Annotated in this window: 15 protein-coding genes; 2 read left to right on the forward strand and 13 right to left on the reverse strand. The window is 57.7% G+C overall.

Annotation, left to right across the window (positions count from 1 at the left end):
• Positions 1 to 92: 92 nt before the first annotated feature.
• On the reverse strand, positions 93 to 476 hold the full coding sequence (locus SHIM_RS08635) for a hypothetical protein (RefSeq protein ID WP_054002255.1): 384 nt from the start codon (positions 474 to 476) through the stop codon (positions 93 to 95).
• A 616-nt stretch (positions 477 to 1092) separates the two neighbouring features.
• Between SHIM_RS08635 and SHIM_RS08640 the strand changes: the two genes are divergently transcribed.
• Positions 1093 to 1629 carry an acyl-homoserine-lactone synthase gene (locus SHIM_RS08640; protein WP_342585511.1) on the forward strand — a complete coding sequence of 179 codons (537 nt, stop codon included), beginning with the start codon at positions 1093 to 1095 and terminating at the stop codon, positions 1627 to 1629.
• 67 nt (positions 1630 to 1696) lie between these two features.
• Here SHIM_RS08640 and SHIM_RS08645 read toward each other — a convergent pair whose 3' ends face one another.
• From SHIM_RS08645 to SHIM_RS08675, 7 genes are all read right to left on the reverse strand, one after another.
• Positions 1697 to 2776 (reverse strand): response regulator, encoded by a 1080-nt coding sequence (locus SHIM_RS08645; RefSeq protein WP_054002257.1) that lies wholly within the window; start codon positions 2774 to 2776, stop codon positions 1697 to 1699.
• Between the two features lie 333 nt (positions 2777 to 3109).
• On the reverse strand, positions 3110 to 3868 hold the full coding sequence (gene cobF / locus SHIM_RS08650) for a precorrin-6A synthase (deacetylating) (protein WP_054002258.1): 759 nt from the start codon (positions 3866 to 3868) through the stop codon (positions 3110 to 3112).
• Entirely contained in the window at positions 3865 to 4587 is a 723-nt protein-coding gene (gene cobA, locus SHIM_RS08655; protein WP_054002259.1) for a uroporphyrinogen-III C-methyltransferase, read from the reverse strand. The genes cobF and cobA overlap by 4 nt, the downstream gene beginning before the upstream one ends.
• Positions 4584 to 5897, reverse strand: coding sequence for a cobyrinate a,c-diamide synthase (locus SHIM_RS08660; RefSeq protein WP_054002260.1), 1314 nt, complete (start codon positions 5895 to 5897; stop codon positions 4584 to 4586). The genes cobA and SHIM_RS08660 overlap by 4 nt, the downstream gene beginning before the upstream one ends.
• Position 5898: 1 nt before the next feature.
• Positions 5899 to 6693: a precorrin-4 C(11)-methyltransferase gene (gene cobM, locus SHIM_RS08665; RefSeq protein ID WP_054002261.1), complete on the reverse strand. Its 795-nt coding sequence runs from the start codon at positions 6691 to 6693 to the stop codon at positions 5899 to 5901.
• Entirely contained in the window at positions 6690 to 7055 is a 366-nt protein-coding gene (locus SHIM_RS08670) for a cobalamin biosynthesis protein (protein ID WP_054002262.1), read from the reverse strand. Before SHIM_RS08670 ends, cobM begins: the two co-directional genes overlap by 4 nt.
• Positions 7052 to 8266, reverse strand: a complete 1215-nt coding sequence (locus SHIM_RS08675; RefSeq protein ID WP_054002263.1) for a bifunctional cobalt-precorrin-7 (C(5))-methyltransferase/cobalt-precorrin-6B (C(15))-methyltransferase — start codon at positions 8264 to 8266, stop codon at positions 7052 to 7054. The genes SHIM_RS08670 and SHIM_RS08675 overlap by 4 nt, the downstream gene beginning before the upstream one ends.
• Between SHIM_RS08675 and SHIM_RS08680 the strand changes: the two genes are divergently transcribed.
• Positions 8265 to 8999 carry a cobalt-precorrin-6A reductase gene (locus SHIM_RS08680; RefSeq protein WP_342585512.1) on the forward strand — a complete coding sequence of 245 codons (735 nt, stop codon included), beginning with the start codon at positions 8265 to 8267 and terminating at the stop codon, positions 8997 to 8999. The two genes, SHIM_RS08675 and SHIM_RS08680, sit on opposite strands and share 2 nt — an antisense overlap.
• A 23-nt stretch (positions 9000 to 9022) precedes the next feature.
• Here SHIM_RS08680 and cobJ read toward each other — a convergent pair whose 3' ends face one another.
• From cobJ to cobN, 5 genes are read right to left on the reverse strand one after another with little or no spacing between them, the layout of a single operon-like run.
• Positions 9023 to 9775 carry a precorrin-3B C(17)-methyltransferase gene (gene cobJ / locus SHIM_RS08685; protein ID WP_054002264.1) on the reverse strand — a complete coding sequence of 251 codons (753 nt, stop codon included), beginning with the start codon at positions 9773 to 9775 and terminating at the stop codon, positions 9023 to 9025.
• Entirely contained in the window at positions 9772 to 10503 is a 732-nt protein-coding gene (gene cobI, locus SHIM_RS08690; protein WP_054002265.1) for a precorrin-2 C(20)-methyltransferase, read from the reverse strand. Before cobI ends, cobJ begins: the two co-directional genes overlap by 4 nt.
• Positions 10500 to 11129 (reverse strand): precorrin-8X methylmutase, encoded by a 630-nt coding sequence (locus SHIM_RS08695; RefSeq protein ID WP_054002266.1) that lies wholly within the window; start codon positions 11127 to 11129, stop codon positions 10500 to 10502. Before SHIM_RS08695 ends, cobI begins: the two co-directional genes overlap by 4 nt.
• On the reverse strand, positions 11129 to 12262 hold the full coding sequence (locus tag SHIM_RS08700) for a cobalamin biosynthesis protein CobG (RefSeq protein ID WP_082358336.1): 1134 nt from the start codon (positions 12260 to 12262) through the stop codon (positions 11129 to 11131). Before SHIM_RS08700 ends, SHIM_RS08695 begins: the two co-directional genes overlap by 1 nt.
• Positions 12259 to 15546 carry a cobaltochelatase subunit CobN gene (gene cobN / locus SHIM_RS08705; protein ID WP_054002268.1) on the reverse strand — a complete coding sequence of 1096 codons (3288 nt, stop codon included), beginning with the start codon at positions 15544 to 15546 and terminating at the stop codon, positions 12259 to 12261. The genes SHIM_RS08700 and cobN overlap by 4 nt, the downstream gene beginning before the upstream one ends.
• Between the last annotated feature and the right edge of the window lie 3 nt (positions 15547 to 15549).

Consider the following 15549-nt stretch of genomic DNA (forward strand, 5'->3'; position numbering starts at 1 on the left):
TTTCCATAACGGGTGTCATGGCTAATTTTAGCTTAAAGGGCAAATGTGGCTGGACGATGGATGGCTTGTGCCAAGATTTGGCCGCTTTGGCGTCAGTGAGTAGGCGTTTGAGATGCGACGTGGTAAACGCGTCCCGCGTACGACAAATCTGGTTGTTTTCCGGCGCGTTGCAAAAAACTGCGCATCTCAAATGTCGTATCAACGTGGATGTTGCCATGCGGCAGGTATCCAGATTGCTCAAAGGCACCGTGCGCCTCGATCACGTCCCCAACTGAGATTTCTCTTTGAAACCGTTGGATTAAACGATCATCTCGAATGGTGAAGCACACCCTATCGGGATAGCGAAACCCTGGTGCCTGTGCATCGGCGGCCGTTTGACGAGAAAGGTCCACCAAGAGTTTTGGCTTCGTCGACTTCAATAGCAATGTGCCTGCGACTTCACCTTTGACGTGGAAATTCATGAAATAGGGATGCATTGCGCGCTTTCTCTTAGCCTGAATTTCTGGGGCGAATTACTGCCACGCTTTCAACCTGACTGAATAAATGGGCAATTTCGTGGTCAGCCTGAGATATTTGTGCGAACACCAAAAAAAAATGTGACCAACGTTTTGGGTGATTTTTTTTTCATTTCCAATCAACACTCTAAGTTGCCCAGTAAAACAAAGGCGATAGCGTTGATCTGTGTATGGTAGGCCATTTTTTTGGTTGAGGGGGACGCTACGGAAGTTCCGGAAAAGTTGAAAAAAAATATTGGAAAGAACAGGAAAGTGTGCGTCAAATGCAATGAGAGGCCGAGCAGTTGCCCCATTTCAAACGCAGAACGCGTTTTTGAGTTTTTGTGGATTACGGTGCCATTCAAGATGGACAGCGTTTCACAAGCGAGAGCACCGTTGGGGATGGGTGTGGCAAGGGTGCGGTCTCTTTGTGCAGTATGTGGTATGTTGGTTTTGTAACGTGTTCCGGGTCCCCAAGTTTCTTTTACGCGGTCCGGTTTTGTGAGTGTTCACTTTCCTGTCGACTAAATACCGGAGACTAGGCGCAATGCTTGCGACCACCCTATCGTTTGAAAATATGCATCAACATGGCGAACTGATGGTCAATCTTTTGAAAGCGCGTAAGCAGTCTTTCATTGTCCAGAACAACTGGGACCTGCCCGAAGCTGAGGGCATGGAGTATGATCAATATGACACGCCAGCCAGCCGCTGGATCGCCGTCCATGACGGCGACAAAATTTTGGCTGGCATCCGTTTAACTCCCACGACGGCAAAATGTGGGATGTACACCTATATGATCCGGGATGCCCAGAAAGGTATGTTGGACTCCATCCCTTCCGACTTGCTGGACTTCGAAGCCCCGGTAGATCCGGATGTTTGGGAATCCAGCCGGGTTTTTGTGTCCCACCTTGTTCCTGCTGAGCAACGTACAGAGGTCCAGACACAACTGATGCTGCAGCTGATCGAAACATCTCGCGCGCTGAACGCGCGTCAGGTTTTGGGATTGGTGCCGGCAGTTTGGTCGCGTTGGATCGGACGATTGGGGCTGGTTGCCGAGCGCGCGGGGCCTGTGATGGTCATCGACGGCGCGCGCGTTCAAGTTGCTCGGATGGACCTGAATGCCGTTCCACACTGAAGGCGTCAGAATTCAGACCGGCAAAAAAAAGAGGACCGGCTCTCAGCCGGTCCATTCAGCCTCGATATCACCCGAAGGCCGTCGCGCGGGGATCTCCGGCGGTGTCTTCTTTCAACGCATCTTGCAATAGGACTTCGTACGCTCGACGCTCCATTTCGGTCTGAAATCCAGAGCGCGGCGCTAGCCGAACAGATTTGCGCAACAAGGCGAGTACTTCCTGTTGGCTTTTGGCACGCACTTCCGCGCTTGCCGAAGCTTTTTGCAAAGAGAAGAGGGCCCCGGCGCGGGTTAACGACCGCAAACTGAACGCCTCGCCAACACAAATTTTGGCCGGGGTTTCAATGTCGCGCAGTGCAGGGCAGTATTCCAGCCGCGTGTTGAGATCGAGCTCGTATTTCGCATGCGAAAACCCACCGTTGCGTGGCAGTAAGCACAGAAAGACGCCGTTGCCGCGATATGCGGCCATGGCACCGTTGTCTGCCAACACAGAAACAATCTCGCTGGAGATGTCAGTCAGCATCTGCCTGAAGATGATTGGGTCTGACTTGTTGAATATTTTTTCCACGCCGGAAATCTTTACCGCAAAAACAGAACTGCGCAGCAATTTGGAGCGCGATAATTGCATGATGTAGTTTTCAAAAGCGACATAGCCCACCACCTGTGTCACGCCTATAACTTCGACGGGCTCGTTAAGGCTGTGGGTCGTGCTCTGTATTAGATCACGCTTAAGAGCAGTCATCTCAGAGGTTGATGCGGCAACCCGCTGTTGCTCCCCTACAAGCTTGTCCGCCACGCCTATGCGGCTGAACAATTCGAGGAAATCGAATGGCTTGGTGATGTAATCAGTCGCTCCGGCCGCAAAGGCACCGTCGATATACCGTTTTTGCGACATTGCCGTCAGCATTATGATCGGCGTTCGGGCATACCCCTTAGTCTTGCGAATTTTCTCAGCCAACGTGATGCCGTCCATGATCGGCATCTGGATGTCCAAAAGAAAGCAATCAAACGGTATCGTCTGACGCGCTATTACGCGAATTGCTTCTGGTCCGGATGGCACCGTAACCAATTCGTGATTTGTTTTGGCGGCCACAGCTTCTGTAAGCAGCGCGCAAATGTTCTCGTCGTCGTCGACGGCCAAAATCTTCATTCTCAGCCCCTTCTTGGGTGCAAAAATTCCAAGTTCTACCCAAACCGTTTCATACGCATGTGCTGACGTGAGTGTGTCAGCCGTTGCCTAGAAGGTGCCGTTGGAATGCGTCGAGAAAGGGGCGAAAGCTGGACCAATTGGACTTTTTGACCAATTATCAAGAAATCGTTAAAGTCTGACGCTGGTTGGCGTCAAAAAGGGTGTCGAGCGCAGTTAAGCACCCAAAAGATGCGTGATTTATGGAACACAACGGCGCAATTACGGATCTCTTGAGAGGCTTTTGCGCTTCAATGATCTCCTGGTTTCGTCGTGGTGACTACGCAAAATGGCAGCTTATTGATCAATTTTGCGCAGGATGTAGATGTCCATGATCCAACCAGATTCGGTGCGGGCTTGCGTGCGGGTCTGTATTATTTTGTCTCCGACCTCCCCCAATGGACCCGAGATCAGCGTTTGTTGTGGCATGCCAACGTAAGCTCCCCACCAAATGTGAATATCCGTCGGATCAAGGGAAGAGAAGGAGCACTCCCCATCCAGCATGACGGCGACGCTGTCGGTCTGCTCGGGCCAACCGAATTCGCGCAGATTGCGGCCTGTTGTGATCAAAATAGGAGAGCCTAGTGTGTTGAGCGGAATGCCGTGAGCAGCGGTCAGCAGCTGAAGTGAAGTGATGCCAGGTACGACTTTTACCAGCAGCTGCATTCCGCGCGCGATCAACCGGCCCGCAATGCGCAAAGTACTGTCATACAGGGACGGATCCCCCCATACCATTAAAGCGGCGCGACCCTCTGCCTCGACATGGTCCATGAGCAGAGTTTGCCAAATGCCGGCAAGGGCATCGTGCCACGTATTGACGCCGTCGAGGTATTTAGGTGTGTTGGCATCGCGCACTGGGTAGTCAAATTCGATGATTTTTGGTGCGGTGCTTAGGATTTCGGCGGCAATCATGCGGCGCAGGTCGGCGAGGTCGGATTTTTCCGCGCCTTTACGCGGCAACAGGATCACGTCGGCACTTTCCAGCGTCTTTATCGCCTCGCGTGTTAGGTGGTCGGGGTTGCCCGAGCCTATTCCGACAAGCGATAGAGTGATCATGGGCTCTCTGCCAGTTCACCAAACAAGATGATGCCGGGCGCTGAAGAAATGTCTTTGGCCAGCATTGTGGCGAGATCCTGCATGGTGGTTCGGGTCAATGTCTGGTCCGGATGGCTGACGTTTTCGGCTAAAAGTGCCGGGCAGTCGCGACGCAGGCCGGCTTCAAAGAGCTTTTCCGCCAATTCGGGAAAGGTGCGTTTAGGCATAAACAGCACAGTGGTCGCACCGGGGTCAATCAGTGATTGAAGGTGCAGATCGCCAGGGAGGGCACCTGCAACATCGTGGCCGGTCACAAACTGCACGCGCCGCGCGACAAGCCGGCGGGTCAGCGGGATGCGGGCTGCGGCTGCCGCAGCACTGGCTGAGGTCACACCGGGGACAATCTCAAAGTCGATGCCGGCCTCTTGCAGTGCTGCAATCTCTTCTTCGAGGCGGCCAAAAATTCCACTGTCACCCGATTTTAGCCGCACCACCTTCGCCCCGCTTTTGGCGTAGTCCACCAACAGTTGACTTACGTGGTGCTGTTTAGGCGAGGGGCGGCCGGCGCGTTTGCCTACACCCACGAGGTCGGCTTCTGCGTTGGCATGCTCAAGGATCGGACCCGCGGATAGGTCGTCAAACAGCACAGCCTCGGCCTTCTTGAGGCGGTCCACAGCCTTAAGGGTCAGTAGGGACGGGTCGCCGGGACCAGAACCTACGAAGCTGACAAAACCCGTCATAGGTTGGCCTCTGCAATAAGATGGAAGAAAGTGCCTGTGACGTTGCCTTTGATTGAGCCCGTCTCGGGCACGGGGTTGCCGTCGGCATCGCCAACAATGGCTAGCGGTGCGTCAGGTTCATCCACTATAGTGGTGTAGTGGAACTCATGGCCGCGCAATCGCGCGCCGGAGTCAAAACCGGGCATGGGCGCCTGCAACGTGGCTTGTCGGTAGCCGAGGTGAAACTTGCGTTTCTCATATGAGGTCACAAGCCCCAAAAGGCCTGCCATTTCATGAGCGACGCCGTCCTTGTCGATCAGCTTTGAGCCTAGCGCCATGTAACCGCCGCACTCTCCGTGCACCGGTTTGGTTTCGGCGTGTTTGCGCAGTCCGCTTAGGTAGGTCTTGTTTGCAGCCAAACGACCCGCGTGCAATTCCGGGTAGCCGCCGGGCAACCACACGAGGTCGGCATCGCCAACAGGGGCTTCGTCTGCGAGCGGTGAAAAAGGCAGAATTTCTGCGCCTGCGTTACGCCATCCGGTCAAAAGATGCGGATAGGTGAAGCTGAAGGCCGCATCGCGGGCCAATGCGATGCGTTGCGCGGGCGGTTTTGGCAATGTGCCGGTTTTGGCGTCTCCGGCGCGCGCGGCGGATTTGATGGCGCCAAGGTCCACGTGGTCTCGCAAGAACTTGGCATAGCCGGTAATGGCTTCTTCGAGATCAGGATGTTCGACCGCCTGAATGAGGCCAAGGTGGCGTTCGGGCAGGGTGAGATCTCCACGACGGGGCAGCACGCCAAGCACGTTGATGCCAGCTTGATCCATACCAAGGCGTGCCAGCCGCTCGTGCCGGGGCGACGCGCAGCGGTTCAGAATCACACCAGCGAAGGGCAGGCTCGGGTTATATGCCTTGAACCCCAAAGCAGTCGCCGCCGCGGATTGGGCTTGACCGCTTACGTCAATTACCAGAACCACCGGCCATCCCATCATCAATGCGGTTTCTGCCGAGCTGCCAAAGCCATTTTCGCCGCGTGTGGCGACGCCATCAAACAGCCCCATAGAGCCTTCGGCAACAACGATGTCGGCGCCCACGGCTCGTTCGGCGATGCCGCCCGCAAGCTCGGGGGGCATGGCCCAAGTATCAAGGTTAAAAGCAGGGCGACGAGCTGCTGCATGGTGAAACGCCGGGTCGATGTAGTCAGGCCCAGACTTGAAGGGCTGCACTTTGAGACCATCTTCGGCCAATGCACGCAGCAGACCCAACATGACAGTCGTCTTGCCGGTGCCAGAAGATGGCGCAGAGATCAGAATGCCTGGGGGCGGGGGTGTCATATCAGTCATCTCCGTGTTGCCAACTTGACCACGGGCTATTGGCCGTTTGTGGTCGATATCGGCGATCGTATTCGCTGGCGTATAAGCAACTTTCGTCAAATCCTTCACCAGCCAGCGCTGGCCCAACAAGGATCAATGCTGTGCGGGTGATATTTTCGGTCACATCCTGCGCTAGTGTTTTTAGAGTGCTGCGGATGATCTGTTGATCAGGCCAACTGGCGCGATAAACGACGGCAACTGGGCAATCCGCGCCATAGGCCGGTGTCAGGTCAGCGATCACCTGGTCGAGGTTGCCTATAGACAGGTGGATCGCCAGTGTCGCGCCGGTGGCCGCAAAATTGGTCAAAGTTTCGCCTTCTGGCATCGTAGACGCGCGGCCCGGCGTGCGGGTTAAAACCACAGATTGTGCAAGGCCCGGCAAGGTGAGCTCGGTTTGCAGTGCTGCGGCAGCTGCGGCGAAGCTGGGCACGCCCGGCGTGACAGAAACGGGGATACTTTCGGCGCGCAAGCGGCGGATTTGTTCACCCATAGCGGACCAGACCGACAGATCGCCGGAATGCAGGCGGGCGACGTCTTGGCCGGCGTCATGCGCTGTTTTGCATTCGGCCACGATAGCGTCGAGATCCAGTGGCGCCGTGTTGATGACCCGTGCGCCTTGAGGGCAGTGCGAAAGAATGGCATCCGGCACCAACGAACCCGCATAGAGGCAGACCGGGCAAGCGGCGATTAGGTCGCGACCTCGTAACGTTAGAAGATCGGCGGCACCCGGACCTGCTCCAATGAAATGAACGGTCATCGATGTACTCCACGTGCGATTGCGCAGGTGGCGAGCCGATCTTGGGAAACCACGCGCGGTCCTGTTAGCGTCGCTCCGTCCCCTGCCGCGACAAGCGCGCAAGCTTCCGCAACGGATCCGGTACCGCGTTTCTCACGCACTTTGCTGGAGTCGGTTATGGTCTGCGCTGACCGCATCAACTCGGTCGCTATTTCGATTACTGGCATGCCCAAAGCGCTCGCAAGTTCCTGCAGAGCGTCATTCTGCGCCTTGTCCGACGGTGCGGCGATCGCGGTGATTTTACGCACGCCAGTGGCCGCTAACGCGTTTTCTAGGCTTTCAACTGTGGCGGTGGCCCGAAAGCCGAACCCTGCAACGATCATTTGGACACACTCCATTGCACGATAGGATAGGCGGATTTCCAACCGCGTTTGCGGCCCAAGGAATTTGCATGCGCCAGTTCGATACGCAAGAGGCCGCCGCCTTTTTCTGCGTGCCAAACGGCAAGCAATGCCTCTGCTTCTAGGGTGACAGCGTTGGCAACAAGGCGAGCGCCGTCCGGCAAGTGCGCCCAAACGTTTTCCAACATTTGCGCGCTGATACCGCCGCCAATGAAAATGGCATCCGGTATAGGCAGGTCAACAAGTGCAGCCGGGGCGGTGCCAGTGACCACTTTCAGTCGGTCGACGCCCAATTTGGCGGCATTAACGGTTATACGCGCTGCGCGGGCGGCGTCCGCTTCAATTGCGGTGGCTTGCGTCGTTGAGTGCGAGAGAAGCCATTCAATGGCGACTGAGCCCGAACCCCCGCCGATATCCCAGAGAAGTTCGCCGGGCCGTGGCGCAAGGGATGAAAGCGTTATTGCCCGCACGGGGCGTTTGGTGATCTGGCCGTCGTGATCAAAGAAGGCGTCGTCGATACCGGAACTCGTGGGTAGAGTTGACCCCGTGCCGCGAAACACCAAACCGACACACACTGGGTGCGCCACATCGGTAAAGTCATAGGTTGCCGCGGTTGCTTGCCGCACTCGTTCGCGAGGCCCGCCAAGGGCTTCCATGATGTGCATTTCGGACGCACCAAAGCCGTGATCCGTCAGCCATTCAGCCAACTCGCCTGCAGCAGCGCCGTCGCGCAGGGTCGCGATTGTGCATTGGCCCGCAGCCATTTGGCGGCGCAGGCTTGAAAACGGAGCGGCGTGAAGCCCAAGTGTTGTGGTTTTTTCTAGCGGCCAACCGAGTTTCGCAGCGGCCAAAGACATTGTGGACGGTGCGGGCAGGACCCGGCATTCCGCAGGGTTCAAATGGGCCATCAATGCGCCGCCAGCACCATGCCAAAAGGGATCGCCGGATGCGAGCACAACCGTCTTGCGCCATCGTCGCGCGAGCAATACGGGAATGCCGTCGGCAAAAGGCACGGGCCATGTGACGGTTTCGCATGTCAGATCCGGCAGCAATGCCAGGTGCCGCTCGGCGCCCATTACGGTCTCTGCTTGCTCAAGTGCTTTCTGGCTTGCGAGCGACAGCCCATCTGGGCCATCTTCGCCCAGACCAACAATGGTCAGCCAGCATTCTGTGAGCAGGGGATCACCTGTCATGATGACCAAACTCCTTATACTCGGCGGTACCACCGAGGCGAGCCTTTTGGCTCGCGCTGTGGCAGGGCAGGGCGTCGGCGCGGTATTTTCCTATGCCGGGCGCGTGGACGCGCCCAAGGCGCAGCCCATCACGACGCGGGTGGGCGGCTTTGGTGGCGTTGACGGTTTTGCGAATTACATCCGGCAGCATAACATCACTCATGTTGTGGACGCCACACATCCATTTGCCGCTCAAATGAGTTGGAATGCCTTTTTGGCAAGCGAGTCTGTTGGCGTTCCACTTGTTGCTTTGACGCGTCCGGCGTGGGTTGCGCAAAAGGGCGATGACTGGGAGCATGTTGCCGATATTGACGGCGCGGTTACCGCCTTGAACGGCTCGGCTCGGCGGGTGTTGCTGGCACTTGGCAAGCAGAATGTGCCTGCTTTTAGCGCACAGCCCCAGCATCACTATGTCCTTCGGCTCGTGGATGAACCTAAGGTAGCCCCTGATTTGCCTCATCACACCGTAGTTGTGTCGCGCGGGCCATTTGATTTGGCTGGCGACCAAGCGCTGATGCGAAAACACAGAGTGGATTTGGTGGTTTGTAAAAATAGCGGTGGCGTTGGGGCCGAGGCCAAACTTGTCGCCGCACGAGAGTTGCGTGTGCCGGTCGTGATGATTAACAGGCCCAAGGTGCCGCCGCGCCGGGAGATGGCGACGATCAAAGCCGTTTTGGATTGGGCAGCTATCTGACCCGCAAAGTCGATGTTCGCCTGTCATATTTCCACCGATCGCGGCGTATACACTACAGGAGCGCCATCGCGCGCGATGATCCGCGTTTGGCTGGATCCCAGCAACACCACGGTTCTCATGTCAGCCATGTCGGGAGTGGTGTCCTGCAACGGCACAATCTTGATTGTCTGATCTGGGCGGGACACATTGCGGGCAAAGATCATCGGGCGGTTGTCGCCACACGCGGCCTTGAGCGTTCGTAGCGCCTTTTCAAATCCTTCGGGGCGGGACTTGGAGCGCGGGTTGTAAAACGCCATCGCGAAATCCGCTTCTGCCGCCAGCCGCAGGCGTTTGTCGATCAATGCCCAAGGCTTCATGTTGTCGCTGAGGTTGATGGCGCAGAAATCATGGCCCAGCGGCGCGCCGCAGGCCGCCGAGGCTGCCAACATGGCCGTGATGCCGGGCAACACACGGATGTCCAGATCGCGCCACGCCGGATCGCCATGTTCAACCGCTTCATAGACCGCCGCCGCCATAGCAAACACGCCAGGATCGCCTGAAGATACCACAACAACCCGCTTGCCCGCTGCCGCCATTTCCAGCGCATGCCGCGAGCGGTCGAGTTCGACGCGATTGTCAGAGGGATGCAACGTGAGGTTCGGATTTTCAGATACGCGGTCCACATACGGAATATAGCCGACTGCATCGGTGGCCTGCGCCAGCGCTTCTTGAACTTGCGGCGTAACAAGGCGCGCGTCTCCGGGACCGATGCCGACGATCTGCACCCAGCCAATCATGGGCGGCGTCCTTGGCCATGCACAACAATGATCGAGAAATAAGGCGTGACGTCGTCGGTCATTTCGCTGAGTTTTGTGACGGTCTGATTGGCCATCGTGGCATATTGCACGATCCATGCGTCATCAAAGCGGCCACCGGATTTCAAGGCGGCAATCACCTTGTCAAAGTTAGTGCCAATTTTCATGATCACCAGCGCATCGGTACGCGAAATGTAATCCGACAGCGTGTCTTGGGGCAGAGTGCCCATCAACACGGTCAACACATCGTCGCCCCAAGTGATCGGCGTCTCGGTGGCCGTCCAAGCGCCAGACATGCCGGTGATGGCGGGTACAACTTTCACAGGAACCACGTCGCGCAAGCGGGCATAAAGATGCATGAAAGAGCCGTAAAAGAACGGATCGCCCTCACACAGCACGACCACGTCTTCGCCATTTTGCGCCAATGTGATCAGGTGTTGGGTGACGTCTTCATAAAACGCGGAGAGCACCTCATTGTAGCGCGGATCTGAAAGGGGGATTTCCGTGGTGACAGGGTATTCCATCGGAAATTCAATGACGCTGTCGGGCAGGAGGTCTTCGACGATTTGACGCGCTTGGCCTTTTCGGCCAGCCTTGCGGAAAAAGGCCACGTGTTTCGCGCCGGTCAAAAGCCGATGCGCGCGCACGCTCATCAAGTCAGGATCGCCCGGGCCAAGGCCCACGCCGTGGATGGTTCCAGTTTGGGTCATTCTTTGCGGCTCGCAATGGCGTTGATAGCGGCGACAGTCATGGCGGAGCCGCCAAGGCGGCCTTGGACAATCATGCACGGCACGGGTTGATCAGCCCAAAGCGCATCTTTGCTTTCCATCGCGCCAATAAAGCCGACGGGGCAGCCGATGATGGCGGCAGGGCGGGGGCAGTTGGGGTCTTCCAACATGTTGAGCAGGTGAAAAAGCGCAGTTGGTGCGTTACCGATGGCAACAATCGCGCCGCCAAGTTTGTCGCGCCAATGCTCTAGTGCGGCTGCCGAGCGCGTGTTGCCAATCTCTTTGGCCAACTCATAGATGCCGTCAGCGTGCAATGTGCAGATCACTTCGTTGTCGGCGGGCAGACGAGGGCGGGTGACGCCTTCGCTGACCATACGCGCGTCGCAAAAGATCGGCGCGCCGGCCTCCATCGCGGAGCGGGCTGCGGCGACCATTCCGGGCGAGAATTTCACATGCTTTTCCAGACCGATCATTCCGGCGGCGTGGATCATGCGCACGGCAACCTGTTCTTCGTCCCGGTCAAATGCGCTTAAGTCGGACTCGCGCCGGATCGTGGCAAAGCTGTCATCATAGATGGCCTGGCCGTTCTTTTCGTATTCATAGGGCATCAAAGCTCTCCCAACGATTCAATTAGGGTGTCAGGCGCGAGGCCGGAATGAGTTGGCTGATCCCACGGGGTGCCATTTTGGACAAGGTCAAACGCACCGTTGTGCCCCACCAAAGTTGTCGTACAGGGTCTTGGGCGGGCACAGCCTTTGGAGCAACCCGAGATATGCAGAGGTCCCTTTATTTTTCCGGCCAAGGCGCGGGCCACTTCACGGGTTTTGACACTGGACGATGTGCAAAGCGGCGCGCCTGGGCAGGCGTCGATTGTCAAAAGCGGATCGGCAGAGGCGGTTATAAAGGTCGAAGTGTCAGTCATCTCTGCATCTTCAAAAAGGAACAGTCGCCAAGGGGTGACGCGCAGGGCAGTTGCATCGGTGGCAGTCACCAAATGGGCGAGTTCGGTGGCCTCGATTTGACCAAAGGCCACGCCGAATACAGCGCCTATTGGCGATTGGCCGGGCGTAAGGTTTGCAGCGGGAGCGGCAGGCAGGGCTGATTGCCATTCCGCTGGCAGCGCGGTCAGCGAGGTGTGACGCGCCATGCGGCGGTTTTGTGCTCCGCCTGTTGTTACAAACCAGTCGGCCATTTCTAAGACCGCATCCACGGCTGTGTTTGCTGTAACCAGTCGCCCGCGCGATGCACCGTCGGCCCGCAGCACCAAGCCTCCATCGGAGGCGAGTTCAAACCGAAAATCCGCTGAGCATTCAGACAATTGAGGTGCGCCATTGATGTCGACGGCGTACCCCATTTTTGCCGGCAATTCTGGCAGATCTCCAAGCCGCCTCAGGAGTTCGGTCACGATTTGGTATGTTTCGTCCCCGTCCTGCCACATCGGCGGGACCAGAATATTGCGGCGGCTTTCCAAGGCAGGATCGTCGGGCAATAATGCGAGGTCTTCGAGTTGAACCAAGACCGCTTCATGATTGGCCTCTGACACCCCGCGAATTTGTAGATTTGACCGGCTTGTCAGATCTATTATCCCCGAACCGAATTGGCAGGCTGTCGCGCAGAGGCCCAGGATTTGATCTCTGGTTAAACGCGACATTATAGGGCGAACACGCACCACCAATCCGTCGCCGGACATCATGGGTTGATATGCGCCGGGACACCACCCTTTCGGAGAAGGTCGGGTCATGACAGTTCCCTCAAATCGGCCAGGATCGAATTCTTGCGCGTAACCCACAGCCCGGCATCAAAAAGCGCGGCAAACCGGTCGCGCATCGCCGCAAGCGCTTGAGGGTTCTCGCGTTTCAGAAAGTCGATGATGTCCCGATCACCGAGGGTTGCGTCATAATAAGCATCAAACAGTTGCGGCGGGACGGCACCCGCGAGATTGGCAAAGGCCGCCATGTGATCCAGCGTTGCGGCGATTTCGGCACCACCTCGGAAACTGTGCCGCATCATGCCAGCCAGCCAGTCAGGATTGGTTGCGCGGGCATGAACCACGCGGGCGATTTCTTCGGTCAAGCTGCGCGCGCGCGGGTTTTCTGGGTTGGTATTGTCCACGTGATACAAGTTGGCAGAGCCGCCGGTTACCGCCTGCGCGGCGGCAAATCCGGCCTCGTGTGCCGCGTAATCGGAGGCGACAAGCACGTCAGTTTCCGGCAGGTCTTGTAGGTGTACGAAGCTGTCAGCCGCTCCGACACGGGCGCGGATGCCTTCGGCGTCTTTTGCGATCTTGTCGCCATCTAGCGCATAGGATGACGCGCTGAGCCACGCCTCGCCCGCGGCTTTGCGACCTTCGTCAGAGTAGTTTTCGATCACGTGCCCCATGCCAAGACCATAGCTTCCGGGTGCCGGTCCATAGACGCGCGGCGCGATGATACGGCCAGAAAAAGGGTTCCAATCTGGCGCTTCGTCCCGTTCCGACAAGGCCTTGACGGCTTGGCCAAACAGTGTGGATAGCGTTGGGAATACATCGCGGAACAGGCCGGAAACGCGCAGAGTAACGTCTATGCGAGGCCTTTCCAAAAGCGTTATCGGCAGAATTTCGACCCCGGAGACCCGCTCGCTGCCTTCGTCCCAGACGGGTTTTGAACCCAACAAATGTAGCGCCATGGCGAACTCCTCGCCCGCCGTGCGCATGGTCGCGCTGCCCCAAAGGTCGACGATCAGGTTTTTGGGATAATCGCCGTTTTCCTGCAAATGGCGGCGGACCAGTTCTTCGGCCAGTTTAACCCCTTGGGCGTAGGCGGAACGGGACGGCACAGATCGTGGGTCCGTCGTGTAAAGATTACGACCTGTGGGCAGAACATCGTAACGCCCGCGATACGGAGAACCCGACGGGCCAGCCTCAATTCGTTTGCCGTTGAGCGCGCGCAACAACGCGTCGCGCTCGGCGTTGGCAGATGGCGCTGCGTCAAAGCTACCTGCGGCTTGCGGAGCGCGGCCAAAAACATGGAGCCCGTCGCCAAATTGGCTTTCTTTGATGTCACACACAAAGGTGTCGATGCGGGTGATCGCTTCAGCCAGGGATGTCGCGGATGTCAGGCCAAGCTCGGTTTGCAGGTCAAGCGCTTCAGCTTCGTCTTTGATGTCGCTTTGCAGGCGGTCGCGACGTTTGGGGTCAAGACCGTCGGCGTTAGAAAACTCGTCCAGAAGGGTTTCCAAACGCGCGAACCGTTGCGGTGTGGCAGAGGTTTTTAGTGGCGGCGGCACATGGCCCAACGTCAACGCGTTGATGCGGCGTTTGGCCTGTGCAGCCTCGCCAGGGTCGTTGACGATGAAGGGATAGATCACTGGCAGATCGCCAATCAAAGCCTCGGGCCAACAGGTGTGAGACAATGCAACAGATTTGCCCGGGAGCCACTCCAGCGTGCCGTGCGCGCCGACATGGATCATCGCGTCAGACCCAAGCGAGTGGCGCAGCCAAAGGTAAAAGGCGACATAGCTGTGGCGCGGCACGCGGGTCAGGTCGTGGTATTCATCCTCTCGTTGTTGATCGCTGCCACGTTCGGGCTGCAACGCGACAAGCGCATTGCCGCGGTGCGTTGCTTTGAAATGGAACGCGCCGTCCGCAAATATCGGGTCGTCTTTTGGGGTGCCCCATGCCGCCGCCAGATCGTCTTGCAACATTCGAGGCAGATCCGCCAAGGCCAACAGATAGTCGGCAAGCGGATATGTCAGCGTTTGGGACAATAGGGCTTCGTCCAAGCGTGTTTGAGGCTGGCCGGTCGTAAAACCTGCCTTTGCCAGATCATCCATCAACGCATCAACGCTCGCCAGCGGGTCCAGACCAACTGCATGTGCCATGTTCCAATCCTTGCCGGGATAGGTGGACAACACACACGCAACGCGTTTGTCGGCATTGGGCTTGGCCGCTAGGCGCACCCAACCTTCGACTTTGTCGGCGATGGCCGTGATACGGTCGGACAAGGGACGGTGCGCAAAGCGGGAATATTCCAGCGCGGTGTCTTGTTTGCCGGGTTCCTTGAAGGAACTGACGCCTGCAAACAGCCGCCCGTCGACTTCGGGCAGAACCACATGCATGGCCAGATCTGCAGGAGCGAGGCCGCGTTCGGCCTCTGCCCATGCCTTTTTGCGCGACGTGGCCAGCGCAACCTGAAACACCGGCGCGTCGGTGGCATCAAGTGGCGAGGTGCCGTCGTCGCCTTTGCCGGAGAACGAGGTGGCATTTACGATGGCGGCGGGGCGCAGGGTTGTGAGCGTTTCCGCCAACCAAGTCGCAGAGGCAAGAACTTTGAGCGAGGGCGCAAAAAGGCCAATCACATCAAAGCCGCGGCTGCGGAATTCCGTGAACATGGCCTCGATCGGTGCGGTGTCAGCGGCACTTACGTATGCGCGGTAAAACGTCAGCGCGACCAAAGGTTTGTCGGTGCCGCGCGCCGCAACGGGATCACAGAGTCCGTTTTGGGGGGTCCAGCCGCCGTGATCAGGCAGAGCTTTGGAACCAACAACCGGACGCGCGTAAAGACCCGCAGCTAAAGCCAGTTGCGCCAGTGCGGCTTGCGCGGCAATCGCACCGCCTGTGTCGCATAGATGGGTCAGGCGATGCAGAGTTGACACCGGCAGGGTCGAGACCTCGTCCAAACGCGCGTCTGGTCTGCCATCTGCGGGCAACACCGCCAGAGCGATGCCTTTTTCAGCCGCCAAAGCCTGCACCTGTTGGATGCCGTATTGCCAGTAAGAAATGCCCCCAATCAAGCGGATCAGGATGGCTTTGGCGCCCTCCAAAGTTTGCTCGATATAGGTGTCCACCGACAGCGGATGTTTGAGCGCGGTGAGATTGGCAAGTCGCAACGTTGGCAATTCTCCTTCGCTGCGATGCCAGCCCGCCGCGAAAGCCCCTAGATCGCTGTCAGAAAACGACAGCACCACAAGATCGGCCGGGGACTGGCCCAGATCGATCGGGGTGTCGGCCTCGTCAAGGCCATGGCTTTCGCGAAAGACTACGTGCATATT

The organism is Shimia sp. SK013, from assembly GCF_001292625.1.
Taxonomy (GTDB): domain Bacteria; phylum Pseudomonadota; class Alphaproteobacteria; order Rhodobacterales; family Rhodobacteraceae; genus Shimia.

Bases quoted from the DNA above. Each gene is read 5' to 3' on its own strand.
- SHIM_RS08635 (WP_054002255.1), bottom strand. From the start codon at position 476: ATGCATCCCTATTTCATGAATTTCCACGTCAAAGGTGAAGTCGCAGGC.
- SHIM_RS08640 (WP_342585511.1), top strand. From the start codon at position 1,093: ATGGTCAATCTTTTGAAAGCGCGTAAGCAGTCTTTCATTGTCCAGAAC.
- SHIM_RS08645 (WP_054002257.1), bottom strand. From the start codon at position 2,776: ATGAAGATTTTGGCCGTCGACGACGACGAGAACATTTGCGCGCTGCTT.
- cobF (WP_054002258.1), bottom strand. From the start codon at position 3,868: ATGATCACTCTATCGCTTGTCGGAATAGGCTCGGGCAACCCCGACCAC.
- cobA (WP_054002259.1), bottom strand. From the start codon at position 4,587: ATGACGGGTTTTGTCAGCTTCGTAGGTTCTGGTCCCGGCGACCCGTCC.
- SHIM_RS08660 (WP_054002260.1), bottom strand. From the start codon at position 5,897: ATGACACCCCCGCCCCCAGGCATTCTGATCTCTGCGCCATCTTCTGGC.
- cobM (WP_054002261.1), bottom strand. From the start codon at position 6,693: ATGACCGTTCATTTCATTGGAGCAGGTCCGGGTGCCGCCGATCTTCTA.
- SHIM_RS08670 (WP_054002262.1), bottom strand. From the start codon at position 7,055: ATGATCGTTGCAGGGTTCGGCTTTCGGGCCACCGCCACAGTTGAAAGC.
- SHIM_RS08680 (WP_342585512.1), top strand. From the start codon at position 8,265: ATGATGACCAAACTCCTTATACTCGGCGGTACCACCGAGGCGAGCCTT.
- SHIM_RS08675 (WP_054002263.1), bottom strand. From the start codon at position 8,266: ATGACAGGTGATCCCCTGCTCACAGAATGCTGGCTGACCATTGTTGGT.
- cobJ (WP_054002264.1), bottom strand. From the start codon at position 9,775: ATGATTGGCTGGGTGCAGATCGTCGGCATCGGTCCCGGAGACGCGCGC.
- cobI (WP_054002265.1), bottom strand. From the start codon at position 10,503: ATGACCCAAACTGGAACCATCCACGGCGTGGGCCTTGGCCCGGGCGAT.
- SHIM_RS08695 (WP_054002266.1), bottom strand. From the start codon at position 11,129: ATGCCCTATGAATACGAAAAGAACGGCCAGGCCATCTATGATGACAGC.
- SHIM_RS08700 (WP_082358336.1), bottom strand. From the start codon at position 12,262: ATGACCCGACCTTCTCCGAAAGGGTGGTGTCCCGGCGCATATCAACCC.
- cobN (WP_054002268.1), bottom strand. From the start codon at position 15,546: ATGCACGTAGTCTTTCGCGAAAGCCATGGCCTTGACGAGGCCGACACC.